This is a genomic window from Halopseudomonas nanhaiensis (assembly GCF_020025155.1).
GTDB lineage: Bacteria > Pseudomonadota > Gammaproteobacteria > Pseudomonadales > Pseudomonadaceae > Halopseudomonas > Halopseudomonas nanhaiensis.
Map to the genome: position 1 here is coordinate 3,162,308 of NZ_CP073751.1, position 16,278 is coordinate 3,178,585.

The window sequence follows — 16,278 nt, forward strand, 5'->3', positions numbered from 1 at the left end:
CTCATCCTCGATCTATCATTTCTGCGAACAGGCGCGTGGCGTACAGCCCTGCCGGGGTCGCATGAGTGCCCGGTGACATGAGATCCATGAGCCGCTGCACGCGCTCGGCGGGAGTCAGCAGGGACAACTCTGCCTGCAACTGCGACACGTCCGGATCTGGTTCGGTTCCGACGCTGGTGACCGGGTCCGGGGGCGAGCTGGCCGCACTGCTTCCACCGCGTTTGCGCCGTGCCGGGCGGAAGGGCGCGGGCTTTGCACCGCTGGCCGGCCGACTGCTCGGCTCGCCGAACCAGCCGTCGGCGATCCAGTCATGAAGCAGCTGCTTCTCGAAGGGGCTGAACACGCCGAACATCAGCGCGTCCGGACCGTCAACAAGATTCCAGAAACGACTCGCGCGCGGATCCTCGCCTCGCTTGATCCAGTGGCGATTCTGCAAGGCTGCGAGGAACTGTCTGGCCAGACCTGGCTCCGACAGCCACTGGTTCACCGTTCGCCCTTCGATCCTGCAGTAATCGGAGTGCATGTGCTGACCGAATACACGCTTGCGTTCGAGCATGTCGATCAGCTCCTGATCAAGGTCGAAGCTCTCGATGATCGCTGCAGAGCCCAGGCCGACGTCGTTCAGCTTGTAGCCATTGTTGACACGCTCGAGGAACACCTCGCTGTCACCCGCGACCGGTATGCCATCGAGCACCGACTGAACGGCCTTGCGCGCATGGCCGGTACTGCCATTGTCGATGGTTACATGCAGCGTGAAGTAGTACGGATCGATATCCAGCTCATTGAGCTCGAACGCGCTGATCAGCAGATGGAGCGGGAGCTGCTCGTAACCCAGGTTGTATCCGATGAGCTCGGGAAGAAACTCGTCGGCGTGGTACCCGAGCGCCAGCTGCACGGCACCCTGCACATGGAGTTCGTCAGCCAGATCAGGCAACGGCTCGCAACCGGTAGTGGCCAGCAGCTTCCGGTACAGGACCACGTGATTCTGAGCCGGATCGCCGTCGCCCAGCTCTTCGAGGTAGGTGCGCAGTAGCGGATGAAAGCGGCTGTCCTGCCAGTGCTGTAAAACTCCATACAGCCAGGCGCCGTCGACCAGCTTGGTCGGTGCGACCTGCTGAAGGAACCATAGGGCGTGTGAACGGCAGCTGAAAAAACGCCGTGGGTGGCCGGCCTTGCGCTGCTCCAGGTAATCGGCATACTGTTCGCCGACCCGTTGCGCGCGACTTTCCATCCAGCCCAGCAAAGCGGCCGGATCCGATGGCATATCGTCCGTCAGGTGCGCGGCGCGCTGCAGTTGCTGGTTGAGGAACTCGCGCGCTTCGTTCTTGTGTTCCGGATGATCAGGCGTCTCCAGCATCGATCGATACAGCGAGCGCACGGTACCGCTCGCACAATCATGCGGGACCAGTTGCTGATCGCCGGGTATGGAATAAAGGCTAGACATCGGCACTCCCGAATCCAGGGCGTTAAGCCCGGTTGACGATGAGCCGGGTGTGGAGCTCATCAGCGCCTACGTGAGATAGCCCTGAGCGGGGAAAATTCCGTCTATCTGACGAAGCGAGCGTTAGGCGAGTGGGTGTCCGGCTTCATCTGGATGCCCCTTGACGTCATACAGCGTGGACAGCCCTACCGCTTCAACCTTGCCAAGTACGTTCAGACTGCCGTCGGTTTCCAGGATGACTGCGTCTACCTCCCTGAGGTCGGCGAAGCCACTCGACCGCGCGACTGCCAGCACCTCCTTCTGAGTAACTCGCTCACGCCGCAGGGCATCGTCCAGCCAGCCTCCGCGATAGTAGAGCAGCCGGGGCTCAGACTTGACGATACGCCGCACCCATGCAAAACGGACCGACAGGGCTGTGATCACGTACTGAGCGACAATCAGCACAGCGAAGCCGGCGGCGCCCTCGACCAGCGGAACGTCCTTGGAAAGCAGCACGGTTGCCAAAGTGGAGCCCAGCGCCACGGTGACGATAAGGTCGAACGCATTGAGCTTGGACAACGTTCGCTTGCCCGACACGCGCAAAAGCAGAAGCAGACTCAGGTAGGCCAGCGGCCCGACTGTAAGGGTACGAATTACCCCCTCCCATGACTCGAAGAACATGCAGCATCTCCTTTTTATGAAACGGACGCGCACACGGCGCTGGAGGACCAGATCCAGTGCACCGGTTCAGGCAAGCGGATAGCGACCGATGACCGTGTACTGCGAACCCTCCGCAGTAGCGACGCTGGATATCAAGGCGAACTCGGTAATGACTGAGGGAGCCGAGCAGAGATCGGCGTAACGACGCAACCAGTCGTCCGCCGGCACGCCCTGGGGGCGAAGGCGGGCCAGCGTTACATGGGGCCGAAATTCCCGCCCATCCGAAGCCAGCCCAAGCGGCAGGGCGTCATCGACCTGACGATGCAGCGTTTCCAACGGAGCGGTGGGGGCCACGCCGGCCCAAAGTACTCTCGGATCCTGGACGCTGCCAAAACACCCGACCCCGGCGATGGCCAGCTCAAAGCGTTCTGCTTCGATGGTCTGAAGCACGGCGTCCAGGGTCGCCGCATGGTGATCAGGAACCTGACCGAGGAACCGAAGCGTGAGGTGCAGCTGGGAGCTCTGCTGCCAGCGGGACGCCGGGTAGCCGGCGCACGCCTCCCGGACCGCGATTTTCAGAGCGTCCGGCAGCTCGATACCGATGAACAGACGACGCATCAATCGGCTTCGGTAGCACAGGGGTCGCACACCGCTTCGATGTCCACATGCCAGGACACCCAGCCCTGCGCCTCCAGGGATCGTTGCTGCTCACCATCGAGCTCCAGATCGCTCGCCTCTACCTGTGCTTTCGACACCGGGAACGCCTGACCCTGTTCGATCGCATCGATCTGCTCCTCAGTAAGATCGACGATATCCAGCCTGATGCGTACATGCTCGTGGCAGTCGCGCTTGGTGGCATCGCTGCAGCAAATGTAATACTCCGGCATTGCATACCCCTTTAATCGATTCGAAGGCTGAGACAACGTTTAAACATTCTCTTGCAAGTCTAGAAGGTGAATGGAGGGGCTGCATGGCGAGATGACCGCGTCGTGCCCGATGGCTCTAGGACAGCGCTGCGCGATCATCGAAGGTGGGGACAATCCGGGCCATGCCGGGCGGCTTGAGCAGCGAGGAGCACGGATTGTGCGGCGTGCCGGCCCTGTTCGTGGAATGAAAGCGACCGAGCAGGGTCGAAAGCAGAACAATCACTGCTGCAGAACCATGTTCGGAGGTGATCTCATGAGCACCATCATAGCGGCGCTAATGCCAGACCAGGAGCACGCCCTGGAAGCTATTGCATCATTACGCGATGCGGGGTTTCCTGAAGATCGGATGACTCATTTTTATGTCAACCCGGATGGGCAGCATGACATCTATCCGATCGGCGGGGACGAAGCGGCTTCACCGGGCTCACGAGATTCCGGCAAAGGCGCGTTGGCAGGTGGTGGGATCGGTGCGGTAGTCGGCGCGGTAGCGGGCATCGCTGCCACGCCGGTTGCCGGCCCGCTGGGCGTCCCGATAGGCGCCGGAATCGGCGCTTACACCGGCTCGCTGATGGGCGCCATGCGGTCGACAGACACCGACTCGGAAGCAGACGAGGTCGTTGAGGAGCACGCCGAGGTCCATGACGGTGACGTGACCGAGCGCAAAGCGGGTATACATGTCGCTGTAGACCTCGGCAGCACCGTCCCGGAGGACGAGTTCGAGAAAGTGGTTCGCACCTTGCGCACTCACGGCGCAATCGAGCTGGAACAGGCCGACGGAACTATCCGAAACGGAAGCTGGGAAGACTTCGACCCACGCAAGGTAGTGTCGGTCCTCCCACGGTAAATTAGGCAGCGAAGCGGCGCTTCGAGGCGCCGCGCTGGCTCAGTTCTCCGCCTTCACCTTCGCCACCAGTGCGTCGACAATTTCGACGGTCCGTTCCGGCCCCTTTCCACCGACCACATAACGGCCGTCAATGACCAGCGTCGGTACGCCTCGAGCCTGTGTGGTCTGGAACGTTTTATAGGCCTTGCGAGCCAGCGCCTCGGCCGATTGCCCATGTACCCGGGCAAACGACTCCGCGGACACCTCTACACCCTGCTCGGCATAGAACTGTCGTACTTCCTCGGCGTTGGCGAACAGGCGACGTTCCTCGTGAATAGCATGAAATACGGGACCGTGAATCTTCGCCAACGTGGCCGCATTGCCTTCCGCTTCCAGCACCTGCTGCGCAGCGTAGAACGCCGTAGTCGGAGCCACGCTGTTCTCACTGAACGGCAACGGATACCGGATCAACGCTACGGTGTCGCCAGCCTTCTCGACCCAGGCCTCCAGCGGCTCTTCAAGATGGTGACAGTGCGGGCAGCCGTAGGCAAAAAACTCCTCCACGCGCACCACACCTTCGGTCGTTACGCCGTCGCCTGACTGGATCACCTGATAATCCACGCCTTCCTCGATGGGGTCTGCCGCCCAGGCGCCGGCGCTGATCCCGAGTGCAACCACGGCGAGCGTGCGACCTGCTCCTTTCAGCCAGCCGCTGCAGCGGAACGATTCAGATTGATTGATCATGCTTGGTCTCCTGTTCTGTGCACCCATGCTGCCCTGTTTGGCCCAGCGCGCCAAGCGCCATGGGTACGCCGGGCATAAAAAAGCCCCGGATAGACCGGGGCTCTCTTTTCAGCCAGTGATCAGACGCCGCTGATTTCGGCTGCTTCAACGTCCTTCATCGACAGCTTGATACGGCCACGGTTGTCCACGTCGAGCACCAGCACGCGAACTTCCTGGCCTTCCTGCAGGACGTCGGTCACCTTCTCGATACGCTGGTTTGCGATCTGCGAGATGTGAACGAGGCCGTCCTTGCCCGGCAGGATGCTGACGAACGCGCCGAAATCGACAATACGCTCAACCTTGCCGGTGTAGATCTTGCCAATCTCGGCTTCAGCGGTGATACCGTCTACCCGTGCCTTGGCAGCATTGGCAGCGTCCTTGCTGGCAGCGAAGATCTTCACTGTGCCGTCATCAGTAATGTCGATCGACGCACCGGTCTCTTCGCAGATCCCGCGGATGGTTGCGCCACCCTTGCCGATAACGTCACGAATCTTCTCGGCGTCGATCTTCATGCTGATCATGGTCGGCGCGTTGGAGGACAGCTCCTTGCGCGATTCCGGCAGTACTTCGTTCATCTGCTTGAGGATGTGCAGACGGGCGTCATGCGCCTGGTGCAGCGCGATTTCCATGATCTCTTCGGTGATACCGTTGATCTTGATGTCCATCTGCAGCGCGGTGACACCCTTCTCGGTACCAGCCACCTTGAAGTCCATATCGCCCAGGTGATCTTCGTCACCGAGGATGTCGGTCAGAACGGCGAACTTCTCGCCTTCCTTGACCAGACCCATGGCGATACCAGCCACCGGAGCCTTGAGCGGCACGCCGGCATCCATCAGAGCCAGCGAGGCACCGCAGACCGAAGCCATGGAGCTCGAGCCGTTGGACTCGGTAATCTCGGAGACCACACGGATGCTGTAGGGGAACTGGTCCATGTCGGGCATGACGGCAGCGATACCGCGACGCGCCAGACGACCATGGCCGATTTCACGGCGACCGGTACCACCCATGCGACCCGCTTCACCCACCGAATAGGGAGGGAAGTTGTAGTGGAACATGAAGGGGTCCTTGCGCTCGCCTTCCAGCGTGTCGAGCAGCTGCGCATCACGTGCGGTACCCAGCGTGGTGACGACCAGCGCCTGAGTCTCGCCGCGGGTGAACAGTGCGGAACCATGGGTGCGGTTGAGCACACCGACTTCGATATTCAGTGGGCGCACGGTCTTGGTGTCGCGCCCGTCGATACGCGGATTACCGTTGACGATGCTCTCGCGAACCGTACGGTACTCGATCTCGCCAAAAGCGTCCTTGACCTCGCCCTTGGACGGCTTGCCTTCCTCGTCACCGGACAGTTGAGCGATCGCCTGATCACGCAGCTCGCCCAGACGGGTGTAACGAGCCTGCTTGTCGGTGATGGTATAGGCATCGGAAATGCCGGAGCCGAAGCCGCTGCGGATAGCATCGAGCAGGCTGGTGTTTTCAGGTGCTGCCTGCCAGTCCCATGCGGGTTTGCCGGCTTCCGCGGCCAGTTCCTTGATAGCCTCGATGGCTGGCTGGAATTCCATGTGGGCGAACAGCACGGCGCCGAGCATCTGGTCCTCGGTCAGTTCCTGCGCTTCGGACTCGACCATCAACACGGCTTCTTCGGTGCCGGCGACGATCATGTCCAGGCGCGAAGCCTTCAACTGCTCGTAATTGGGGTTGAGCATGTAGCCATTGTTCTGGTCGAAGCCGACCCGGGCTCCGGCGATCGGTCCGTTGAACGGCAGACCGGAGATAGCCAGCGCCGCCGAGGTACCGAGCAGCGCTGCGATATCGGGATCAGTGGTCTTGTCGGTCGAGACGACGGTGCAGACAACCTGCACTTCGTTCATGAAGCCTTCAGCGAACAACGGACGGATCGGACGGTCGATCAGACGCGAGGTTAGGGTTTCCTTCTCGGTCGGGCGGCCTTCACGCTTGAAAAAACCGCCGGGGATGCGGCCGGCGGCGTAGGTTTTTTCGATGTAGTGAACAGACAGCGGGAAGAAGTCGCGTCCGGCGTCGGCGTTCTTCGCGCCGACCACAGTGCACAGTACGCTGACGGCGTCATCGATGCTGACCAGTACGGCACCGGTGGCCTGACGGGCGATGCGACCGGTTTCCAGGGTAATCGTGCTGTTACCCAGCTTGAATTGCTTGATTACAGGTTTCACTTGTCTTCTCTCTTCTCTTGTCTTGCCTTCGGGCGGAATCCTGGGCATGTCCGGGTATCGGCCCGGACATGTCCAAAGGGGGCGGTCGCTTAGCGACGCAGACCCAGACTGCTGATCAAGCTGCTGTAACGAGCAAGGTCCTTCGACTTCAGGTAGTCCAGCAGCTTGCGGCGCTGGTTGACCATGCGAATCAGACCGCGACGGGAATGGTGATCCTTCTTGTTGTCCTTGAAGTGACCCTGCAGCTTGTTGATGTTTGCGGTCAACAGAGCTACCTGGACTTCCGGAGAACCGGTGTCACCTTCCCCACGCTTGTACTCGTTTACGATTGCAGCTTTATCTTCGACGCTCAGTGCCATGACAGCTTTCCTCTGAGGTAACAGGCCGGGAGCGAAATCCCGTGTTTTAAATCGAGGTATGACCGTGCCTGTTGACAGCCACCCTCGTTGTGACCCGAACGGGTCAACTTCGTCGAGCCCCGATCAGGGCTCGAATCGCATCAGACGCCGGGGCGCGACGCGGGCATCATCGGTCATCTCGCCGATACCGATGAACACATCATTCTGATCGTACAACCGCACCATGCCAAACGCCGGGCTACCCGGTACGCGGACAGCCTGACCATGATTCAGATAATACGCGGTCTGTTCCGTCAGCCTGACGACAGGCCAGTCGCCCAGTCCGCTGTCGCTAGGCAGCAACAGCTGATCGAGAGCCTCGGCGCCCCCCTCGGCATGCATCGCTTCAAGCGATTCGAGCGTGACCGAGCGGGTCAGATCGAATGGGCCGGCCTCGGTGCGGCGCAACTGTGACACATGCGCTCCGCAGCCCAAGGCCGAGCCGATGTCCTCGACCAGCGTACGGATGTACGTACCCTTGCTGCAGTGCACCTCAAGCTGCAGCCGGTCGCCCTGCAGGCCCAGCATTTTCAAGCGCTGTATGGTAACAGATCGCGCCTTGCGCTCCACTACCTCCCCCGCCCGCGCCAGCTTGTACAGCGGCTGCCCTTCATGCTTGAGCGCGGAGTACATCGGCGGAATCTGCTCGATGTCGCCGGTGAAGCGTGGTAGCACCTGTAGGACCTCCGCTTCGGTTACCGAAACCGGGCTGGTCGTCAGAACATCACCCTCTGCATCGCCGGTCGTCGTCGTCATGCCCAGGCGTGCTTCAGTCACATACACCTTGTCTGCATCGAGCAGGAACTGGGAGAACTTGGTCGCCTCTCCAAGACACAGGGGCAGTACGCCGCTGGCCAGAGGGTCCAGGCTGCCGGTATGGCCACCCTTGCTGGCATTGAACAGCCAGCGCACCTTCTGCAACGCCGCATTCGAACTCATGCCCAGTGGCTTGTCGAAGATCAGCACCCCGCTGATATCCCGCCGCTTGCTACGCGAACCCGCCACTGTCACTCCTTGTCGTCTTTCTGATGCTCACGATCCTCGGCGACAGCCCGATCGATCAGCGAAGACAGATGAACGCCACGACGGATACTTTCGTCGTAGTGAAAATGCAATTGCGGGATGCTGCGCAGCTTCATCACGCGCCCCAGCTGCATACGCAGGAACCCGCCAGCTTCATTGAGAATCTCGCGATTGAGCGCGACATCCTCGTCGGAGTCATTGCCGAGCAGGGTGAAAAACACCTTGGCATGGGCCAGATCGCGGCTCGCATCCACAGCGGTCACGGTGATCATACCCAGGCGCGGATCGCGCACTTCGCGCTGGATCAGCAGGGCCAGCTCGCGCTGCATCTGATCCGCAACGCGCTGGGTACGACTGTATTCTTTCGCCATATGTACCTCTAGCTGCAGGCTACAACCTGCAAGCCCATTGAATATTCGAGCCGACCTGGGGCCGATGCACCGGCATGGGGCTCAACAGACGACAAACGGCCCTCTCGGACCGCTTGTCGCTTCTCGCTTGGCGCTTCCAGCTGGATCTAGAGCGTACGCGCTACCTGAACGCGCTCGAACACCTCGATCCGGTCACCGACCCGAACATCGTTGTAGTTCTTCACGCCGATACCGCATTCCATGCCGTTACGCACTTCGCCTACATCATCCTTGAAGCGACGCAGCGACTCGAGTTCGCCTTCGTAGATCACCACGTCTTCGCGGAGTACGCGGATCGGTCGGTTTCGATAGACGACCCCCTCGATGACCATACAACCAGCGACAGCGCCGAACTTGGGTGAGCGGAACACGTCGCGCACTTCAGCCACGCCCAGAATCTGCTCGCGAACGTCGCTGCCGAGCATGCCGGACAGCGCTTTCTTGACGTCGTCGATGATCTCGTAGATCACGCTGTAGTAGCGCAGATCGAGGCCTTCATTCTCGACGATCTTGCGCGCGGTGGCGTCAGCACGAACGTTGAAGCCGAAGAGGACCGCATTGGACGCCAGCGCCAGGTTCGCATCGGTCTCGGTGATACCACCGACACCGCCGGAAACGATCTTGACCTGAACTTCGTCGTTGCCCAGCTCGGACAGCGAACCCTGCAACGCCTCCAGCGAACCACGCACATCGGCCTTGATGACGATGTTGAGCGTCTTCTTCTCGCCCTGGCCCATGTTGTCGAACATGTTTTCGAGCTTCGCCGACTGCTGACGAGCCAGCTTGATCTCGCGGAACTTGCCCTGACGGAACAGGGCGATTTCACGCGCCTTCTTCTCGTCAGGCACAACGGTCAGCTCGTCACCGGCGTCCGGGGTGCCATCCAGGCCAAGGATTTCAACCGGAATGGATGGCCCGGCCTGCTTGATCTGTACGCCGTTCTCGTCATACATGGCGCGGACCCGGCCATAGTTGACGCCGGCCAGCACGATGTCGCCCTGGCTCAGCGTTCCGTTCTGCACGAGCACGGTGGCAACTGGACCACGGCCCTTGTCCAGACGCGACTCGACGACCACACCACGGCCCGGCGCAGATGGCTGCGCCTTGAGCTCGAGAACCTCTGCCTGAAGCAGAACCGCTTCGAGCAGCTCGTCGATGCCGGTACCGACCTTGGCCGAGACATGAACGAAGATGGTGTCGCCGCCCCACTCTTCCGGGATCACGTCACGTGCAGCCAGATCGTTCTTGATACGATCCGGGTCCGCATCTTCCTTGTCGATCTTGTTCACGGCAACGACCAGCGGGACGCCGGCAGCCTTGGCATGCTGCACCGCTTCTTCGGTCTGCGGCATGACGCCGTCGTCAGCCGCGACCACCAGGATCACGATGTCAGTCGCCTTGGCACCCCGGGCACGCATGGCGGTAAACGCCGCGTGGCCGGGCGTGTCGAGGAACGTGACCATGCCGCGGTCGGTTTCTACGTGATAGGCACCGATATGCTGGGTAATGCCGCCTGCTTCGCCAGCCGCCACCTTGGCTCGACGGATATAATCCAGCAGCGAGGTCTTACCGTGGTCGACGTGGCCCATCACGGTCACAACCGGCGCCCGGCTGACTTCTTCCCCTTCGTGCTGCATGGACTCGACCAGCGCATCTTCGACTGCGCTTTCACGAACCTGCTTGACCTTGTGGCCCATATCCTCGGCAACGATGGTCGCGGTGTCCTGGTCGAGCACCTGGTTGATGGTCACCATGTTGCCGTTCTTGAACATGTACTTGATGACCTCGGCAGCTTTTACCGACATCTTCTGGGCCAGTTCGGCAACCGTGATCGTCTCACCAATGACTACTTCTCGCACTATCGGTCCTGTCGGCTTCTCGAAGCCGTGCTGGTTACGTTTCTTGTGCGCCTTGAGCTTTCCACCACCGCCGCGACGGCGCGCCATGCTCTCGTCATCTTCAGTGACGCGAGGCGCGCTACGGCCCTTGTCCTTTCCGCCGCCGGCACGACGACGATTACGTTCGTCCTCATCTTCCGCACGGGTCGGCTTGCGACGATGTTCTTCTTTTTTCTTCGGATGCTCAGACGGTGGCGGCGCAGGCGCTACAACCGGCTCGGGAATGATCGCCGGCTCAGGAGTGACCGCAGCAGGCGCTGCAGGTTCAGCTGAGGCGACAGCCGCCTGCTCGGCAGCCTGGCGCTCGGCTTCTTCTGCCTGACGCGCCGCTTCCTCGGCCTGACGCCGGGCCTCGCTTTCGGCCGCAACGCGGGCCTCTTCGGCCAGACGCAATTCTTCCTGCTCCCTCTGCCGCTCCGCTTCCGCGTCTGCAGGGTCACGCTTGACGTAGGTGCGCTTCTTCCGCACCTCAACATTTACCGTCTTGCTCCCTGCGACCTTGAGCGTGCTCATGGTCTTGCGCTTGAGGGTAATCTTGCGCGGCTCGCCGCCAGCGTCGCCATGCGCGCTCTTGAGGTAAGCCAGCAGCGCCTGCTTCTCGTCATCCGAGACCTGCTGGTCCGGGCTGGTTTGCTTCAATCCGGCTTCCTGCATCTGCTGCAGCAGGCGCTCAACCGGAGTGCCTACTACCTGAGCCAATTCTTTGACCGTCACTTCCGCCATTAACTTCTCTCCTCAGTCGGGTCCGTGCGTTTCCGCAGCGTGGTAGTGCTCGCCGACCGGTTATTCAAACCAGGGCGCCCGAGCGGCCATGATCAGCTCGCCGGCACGCGCTTCGTCCATACCTTCGATTTCCAGCAGGTCGTCGACCGACTGTTCAGCCAGGTCTTCCATCGTCACCACACCCTTGGCGGCAAGTTGAAAGGCCAACGCACGGTCCATTCCTTCCATACCAAGCAGATCTTCGGCAGGCTGGGCCTGCTCGAGCTTCTCCTCGTTGGCGATCGCCCTGGTCAGAAGGCGGTCCTTCGCCCGGGCCCGCAGCTCGTTGACGATGTCCTCGTCAAAGCCGTCGATGTCCAGCATCTCTTCCATCGGCACATAGGCGATTTCTTCGAGCGAGGTGAAGCCCTCCTCGACCAGCATCTGTGCCAGCTCTTCGTCGACATCCAGCTCTTCGACGAAGTTACGCAGGATGTCGCCGGTTTCCGCTTCCTGCTTCTCGCGAATAGCTTCTTCGGTCATCACATTCAGCGTCCAGCCGGTCAACTGGCTGGCGAGGCGCACGTTCTGCCCGCTACGCCCGATAGCCTGGGCCAGATTGTCCTCGGCAACGGCGATGTCGATCGTATGGGTGTCTTCATCGAGAATGATTGATGCAACCTCGGCCGGCGCCATCGCATTGATAACGAACTGAGCGAGATTGTCGTCCCACAGCACGATATCGACGCGCTCACCGCCGAGCTCCCCGGATACGGCCTGAACGCGCGAGCCGCGCATGCCGATGCAGGCACCTTGCGGGTCGATACGCTTGTCCTTCGAGCGCACGGCGATCTTCGCTCGCGAGCCTGGATCACGGGCCGCACCCATCACCTCGATCAACTCTTCGGCGATTTCCGGCACTTCAATGCGGAACAACTCGATGATCATTTCCGGACAGCTACGCGACAACACCAGTTGCGGACCGCGATTCTCCGTGCGGATATCCTTGAGCAACGCACGGATACGCGTGCCGGTACGGAATGTCTCGCGCGGGATCATTTCTTCACGCGGCAATACCGCTTCAGCGTTGTTGCCGAGATCGACGATGACGCTGTCGCGGGTGACCTTCTTCACGGTACCGCTGATGATTTCGCCAAGACGGTCGCGGTAGGCATCGACGACCTGGGCACGCTCTGCTTCGCGCACCTTCTGCACGATAACCTGCTTGGCGATCTGCGCAGCGATACGGCCGAATTCGACCGAGTCGATCTTCTCTTCGATCACATCGCCGTAGTTCAGAGATTCATCACGAGCTTGCGCCTGGTCGAGCGTCAACTGCATGTCAGGCTCTTCGAAGTCCTCGTCGCGCACCACGGTCCAGCGGCGGAAGGTGTCGTAGGCGCCGGTGCTGCGGTTGATCACCACACGAACGTCGACCTCGTCTTCGTAGCGCTTCTTGGTGGCCGTAGCCAACGCCAGTTCCAGGGCTTCGAATATCACCCCGGGTGGTACGCCTTTCTCATTGGAAACGGATTCCACAACCAGCAGCACTTCTTTGCTCATCGTATGCCTCGCCTAACGCCATCCATTGGGGCCACTGGAGCCCGAACTATGCTCAAAACCGCGGGATGATATTGCTCTTGTCGATCGAGTCGATGGGCAGGAGGTACTCATGATCCTCTACCTGCAATACGACTTCGTCGCCTTCTACACCGCGTATGACACCCTGAAAATTCCGCCGCCCTTCATAGGGGACGCGCAATCTGATCTTGGCCTGCTCGCCGATACTTTCGGCGAACTGCTCAAGCGTGAACAACGGCCGATCCATACCCGGTGAGGAAACCTCAAGGGTGTAGTCGCCCGAAATCGGATCTTCCACATCAAGCACGGCACTAGCCTGGCGGCTGACCGCGGCGCAGGCCTCGACGCTGACACCTTCGGGATGATCGATATACACACGTAGCAACGTATGGCGTCCCTGGGACAGATATTCGATACCCCAACAACGATAGCCCAAAGCCTCGACAATCGGGGCCAACAAGGCCTCCAACTCGGATACTTTGCCGGACAAATTCACCGTCCTTTCATCGCATGAATAAAAAATGGGCCTAAAGCCCATCCTGGTTCTGGCCACTCCAAAAGGAGTCCAGACAGCTAACAAAAAGCCCCTGAAAAGGGGCCTTGACTGGTTGCGGGGGCAGGATTTGAACCTACGACCTTCGGGTTATGAGCCCGACGAGCTACCAGACTGCTCCACCCCGCGTCGAATCTAGGGCAAGAATTATACGCCCCGCTGTCGAACAAGACAACCGGCATACCTGACCCTGAAAACAAGCAGGGCCTGCACGAGGCAGGCCCTGTCTGATTGGTGCGGAAGATGGGACTCGAACCCATACACCCGGAGGCACTACCCCCTCAAGATAGCGTGTCTACCAATTCCACCACTTCCGCAAAACTGTGAGGCTTACTCGACGGCAGGAACATCATCCGTCGCAGGGGCCTGAGGAACCTGCTCTTCAAGAACAGGTATATCTTCGCTGACCACCGGTGCGACAGGCGCTGCCGGTGCGCTTCGCAGGGCCGGATCGGGAAGACCGGCATCACGAATCTGGTTCGCCTGGTGGCTGGCATAATAGGCCAGACCCAACGAAGTCAGAAAGAATACAGTCGCCAGCACGGCTGTCAAGCGGCTAAGAAAAGTAGCCGAACCCTGACTGCCAAATACCGTGCCAGACGCACCGGAGCCGAAGGATGCGCCAGCGTCGGCACCCTTGCCCTGCTGCATCAGCACCAGGCCGACCAGAGCAATCGCCACCAACAGGTGCACTACAACGACTACGGTTTCAATCATTACACTCGTCCTGCGGCGCGAGCGATCGCGCCAAAATCATCTGCATTGAGAGAAGCTCCACCGACCAGCCCCCCATCGATATCCGGCATGGCAAACAGCGCCTCGGCGTTATCGGCCTTTACACTGCCGCCATACACAATCTGTACGCACTGGGCCTGCTCATCATCGAGCATCGCCAATCGGGCGCGGATCATACCATGAACTTCCTGCGCCTGCTCGGGCGAAGCGGTCAGACCTGTACCGATGGCCCATACCGGCTCATACGCAACGACACCTTGAGCCAGACCACCGACACCGAACGCGTCCAGAACGATCTGCAGCTGGCGGCCTACCACCTCGGCCGTCTCACCAGCGTCACGCTGCTCACGGGTCTCCCCAACACAGAGCACCGGGCGTAGCCCGCATGCCAATGCGGCGGCGAACTTCTGGCGAACCTGTTCGTCAGTTTCGCCAAACAGGCTACGACGCTCCGAATGGCCAACAAGGACGTATTCACACCCGGCATCACGCAGCTGAGCGGGCGATATTTCACCGGTCAACGCGCCAGGCTCGGCCTGTGCAGCGCAACTCTGACCGGCAAGTCGAATCGGCGAACGTTCCAACGCCTCGCGGCATTGCTGGATGAACAGTGCTGGAGGAGCGATCATCAGATCGACATGTTCCGGCCAATCCTGCTGGTTAAGACCAGCGAGCAGGGACTCCACCGAGTGGCGCGTCCCGTGCATTTTCCAGTTTCCCGCGACCAGCGAACGTCGCATGCCTACCTCTCAGCCCAAGCGGGCGCCAATGTTAACCAAGTTGCCCAAGTGAAACAACGACTTTTTCAGGGCGCCGCAAACAGCCGTCGCACCTGTTCAGCCAACCCCTCGGCCTCGTTTCGAACCTGCTCGGCGTCCTGACCTTCGACCATGACACGGATCAGCGGCTCGGTACCTGAAAGACGCAACAGCACCCGGCCGGTTTCCCCCAGACGCGCTTCGGTTTCGGCAACGGCCTGCTGCAGTTGCGGATCGGTCAGAGGCGACTGAGCGCCCTTCTGATAGCGCACATTGATCAACTTCTGCGGGCACTTGCGCATCCGCTCGCAAGCCTCGTCAAGGCGAAGCCCTGAACGCTGAAGCGCCTTGAGTATCTGGAGCGCCGCGATGATTCCATCTCCTGTCGAGGTATGGTTCAGACAGAGGATGTGTCCGGAGGATTCACCGCCGAGCAGCCAGCCCCGCTCCCGCAGCTCCGACATCACGTAGCGGTCGCCGACCTTGGCGCGTACGAAGGGCACATCCAGTTCCCGTAGACCCAGCTCCAGACCAAGGTTGCTCATCAGCGTACCCACCACACCGCCGTTGAGCAGACCGCGCTCATGCATGTCACGTGCAATGATGTACACCAGCTCATCACCGTCGACTTCATTACCCCTGCTGTCGACCATCATCACCCGATCACCATCCCCGTCAAAGGCGATACCCATATCCGCACCCGTCTCCACCACCCGCTGGCTGAGCGCGCGCAGATCGGTCGACCCCACCTCGGCGTTGATATTCAGCCCGTCCGGCTGCGCGCCTATGACATCGACCTCTGCACCGAGTTCGCGGAACACGTTTGGCGCAACCTTGTAGGTCGCGCCGTGCGCGCAGTCGAGCACCAGCCGGAATTCACGGAAGCGCGTGCTGGTCGGCACACTGCTCTTGCAGTATTCGATGTAACGGCCCGATGCGTCCTCGACCCGGGCAACCTTGCCCAGCTCGTCGGAGCCGACCAACTCCATCTGCGCCTCGACCAGCCGCTCGATCTCGAGCTCAAGGTCGTCCGGGAGCTTGCTGCCATCGACCGAAAAGAACTTGATGCCGTTATCGTAGTAGGGGTTGTGCGATGCACTGATCACGATGCCGGCGTCAGCCTGAAAGGTTCGCGTGAGATAGGCAATGGCAGGAGTGGGCATCGGACCGAGCAGCTGCACCTGGGCTCCGGCGGCCGAGAGGCCTGCCTCCAGTGCCGACTCGAACATGTAACCCGAAATCCGCGTGTCCTTGCCGATCAGTACCCGGCACTGGCCGTGCCGTTTGAATGCCATGCCCACGGCCCAGCCGAGCTTGAGCATGAAGTCGGGTGTAATAGGATATTGGCCGACGCGGCCTCGTATGCCGTCGGTACCGAAATAGCGCTTTTCCATTTCGCTGTCCTGTAATGTGTTGCTG

16 protein-coding genes and 2 tRNA genes are annotated in these 16,278 nt (G+C 60.6%); 1 reads left to right on the top strand and 17 read right to left on the bottom strand.

Going from position 1 to position 16,278, the window contains the following annotated elements; all coding sequences use genetic code 11:
• Position 1 precedes the first annotated feature (1 nt).
• The 4 genes from KEM63_RS14480 to KEM63_RS14495 form a co-directional block, all read right to left on the bottom strand.
• Complete coding sequence (locus tag KEM63_RS14480) at positions 2-1,444, bottom strand: iron-containing redox enzyme family protein (RefSeq protein WP_223652873.1); 1,443 nt, start codon at positions 1,442-1,444, stop codon at positions 2-4.
• A gap of 120 nt (positions 1,445-1,564) precedes the next feature.
• Positions 1,565-2,101 carry a DUF421 domain-containing protein gene (locus KEM63_RS14485; RefSeq protein WP_223652875.1) on the bottom strand — a complete coding sequence of 179 codons (537 nt, stop codon included), beginning with the start codon at positions 2,099-2,101 and terminating at the stop codon, positions 1,565-1,567.
• 66 nt (positions 2,102-2,167) lie between these two features.
• Positions 2,168-2,698 carry an RNA 2',3'-cyclic phosphodiesterase gene (gene thpR, locus KEM63_RS14490; protein ID WP_223652877.1) on the bottom strand — a complete coding sequence of 177 codons (531 nt, stop codon included), beginning with the start codon at positions 2,696-2,698 and terminating at the stop codon, positions 2,168-2,170.
• Positions 2,698-2,967 (bottom strand): hypothetical protein, encoded by a 270-nt coding sequence (locus tag KEM63_RS14495; protein ID WP_223652879.1) that lies wholly within the window; start codon positions 2,965-2,967, stop codon positions 2,698-2,700. The genes thpR and KEM63_RS14495 overlap by 1 nt, the downstream gene beginning before the upstream one ends.
• A gap of 292 nt (positions 2,968-3,259) precedes the next feature.
• On the opposite strand from KEM63_RS14495, the gene KEM63_RS14500 reads away from it, so the two are divergent.
• Positions 3,260-3,850, top strand: coding sequence for a hypothetical protein (locus tag KEM63_RS14500; protein ID WP_223652881.1), 591 nt, complete (start codon positions 3,260-3,262; stop codon positions 3,848-3,850).
• Between the two features lie 39 nt (positions 3,851-3,889).
• Here the strand turns inward: KEM63_RS14500 and KEM63_RS14505 are convergent, their stop codons facing one another.
• From KEM63_RS14505 to glmM, 13 genes are all read right to left on the bottom strand, one after another.
• On the bottom strand, positions 3,890-4,573 hold the full coding sequence (locus KEM63_RS14505) for a thiol:disulfide interchange protein DsbA/DsbL (protein WP_223652884.1): 684 nt from the start codon (positions 4,571-4,573) through the stop codon (positions 3,890-3,892).
• Positions 4,574-4,692: 119 nt separating this feature from the next.
• On the bottom strand, positions 4,693-6,801 hold the full coding sequence (gene pnp, locus KEM63_RS14510) for a polyribonucleotide nucleotidyltransferase (RefSeq protein ID WP_223652885.1): 2,109 nt from the start codon (positions 6,799-6,801) through the stop codon (positions 4,693-4,695).
• 89 nt (positions 6,802-6,890) lie between these two features.
• The gene (gene rpsO, locus KEM63_RS14515) at positions 6,891-7,160 is read right to left on the bottom strand and encodes a 30S ribosomal protein S15 (protein ID WP_093395250.1); all 270 of its coding nucleotides are present in this window, start codon (positions 7,158-7,160) and stop codon (positions 6,891-6,893) included.
• Between the two features lie 123 nt (positions 7,161-7,283).
• Positions 7,284-8,204 (bottom strand): tRNA pseudouridine(55) synthase TruB, encoded by a 921-nt coding sequence (gene truB / locus KEM63_RS14520; protein WP_223652887.1) that lies wholly within the window; start codon positions 8,202-8,204, stop codon positions 7,284-7,286.
• Positions 8,205-8,206: 2 nt separating this feature from the next.
• Entirely contained in the window at positions 8,207-8,593 is a 387-nt protein-coding gene (gene rbfA, locus KEM63_RS14525; protein ID WP_223652889.1) for a 30S ribosome-binding factor RbfA, read from the bottom strand.
• Between the two features lie 146 nt (positions 8,594-8,739).
• Entirely contained in the window at positions 8,740-11,253 is a 2,514-nt protein-coding gene (infB, locus tag KEM63_RS14530) for a translation initiation factor IF-2 (protein ID WP_223652891.1), read from the bottom strand.
• 60 nt (positions 11,254-11,313) lie between these two features.
• The gene (gene nusA, locus KEM63_RS14535; RefSeq protein WP_223652892.1) at positions 11,314-12,795 is read right to left on the bottom strand and encodes a transcription termination factor NusA; all 1,482 of its coding nucleotides are present in this window, start codon (positions 12,793-12,795) and stop codon (positions 11,314-11,316) included.
• Between the two features lie 52 nt (positions 12,796-12,847).
• On the bottom strand, positions 12,848-13,303 hold the full coding sequence (gene rimP / locus KEM63_RS14540) for a ribosome maturation factor RimP (protein WP_223652894.1): 456 nt from the start codon (positions 13,301-13,303) through the stop codon (positions 12,848-12,850).
• Between the two features lie 115 nt (positions 13,304-13,418).
• A tRNA-Met gene (locus KEM63_RS14545) sits at positions 13,419-13,495 on the bottom strand.
• Positions 13,496-13,598: 103 nt separating this feature from the next.
• Positions 13,599-13,683 (bottom strand) — tRNA-Leu (locus KEM63_RS14550).
• Positions 13,684-13,696: 13 nt separating this feature from the next.
• The gene (gene secG / locus KEM63_RS14555) at positions 13,697-14,083 is read right to left on the bottom strand and encodes a preprotein translocase subunit SecG (RefSeq protein WP_223652896.1); all 387 of its coding nucleotides are present in this window, start codon (positions 14,081-14,083) and stop codon (positions 13,697-13,699) included.
• Positions 14,083-14,841 carry a triose-phosphate isomerase gene (gene tpiA, locus KEM63_RS14560; protein WP_223652898.1) on the bottom strand — a complete coding sequence of 253 codons (759 nt, stop codon included), beginning with the start codon at positions 14,839-14,841 and terminating at the stop codon, positions 14,083-14,085. The genes secG and tpiA overlap by 1 nt, the downstream gene beginning before the upstream one ends.
• A gap of 65 nt (positions 14,842-14,906) precedes the next feature.
• Positions 14,907-16,253 carry a phosphoglucosamine mutase gene (gene glmM, locus KEM63_RS14565; protein WP_223652900.1) on the bottom strand — a complete coding sequence of 449 codons (1,347 nt, stop codon included), beginning with the start codon at positions 16,251-16,253 and terminating at the stop codon, positions 14,907-14,909.
• Between the last annotated feature and the right edge of the window lie 25 nt (positions 16,254-16,278).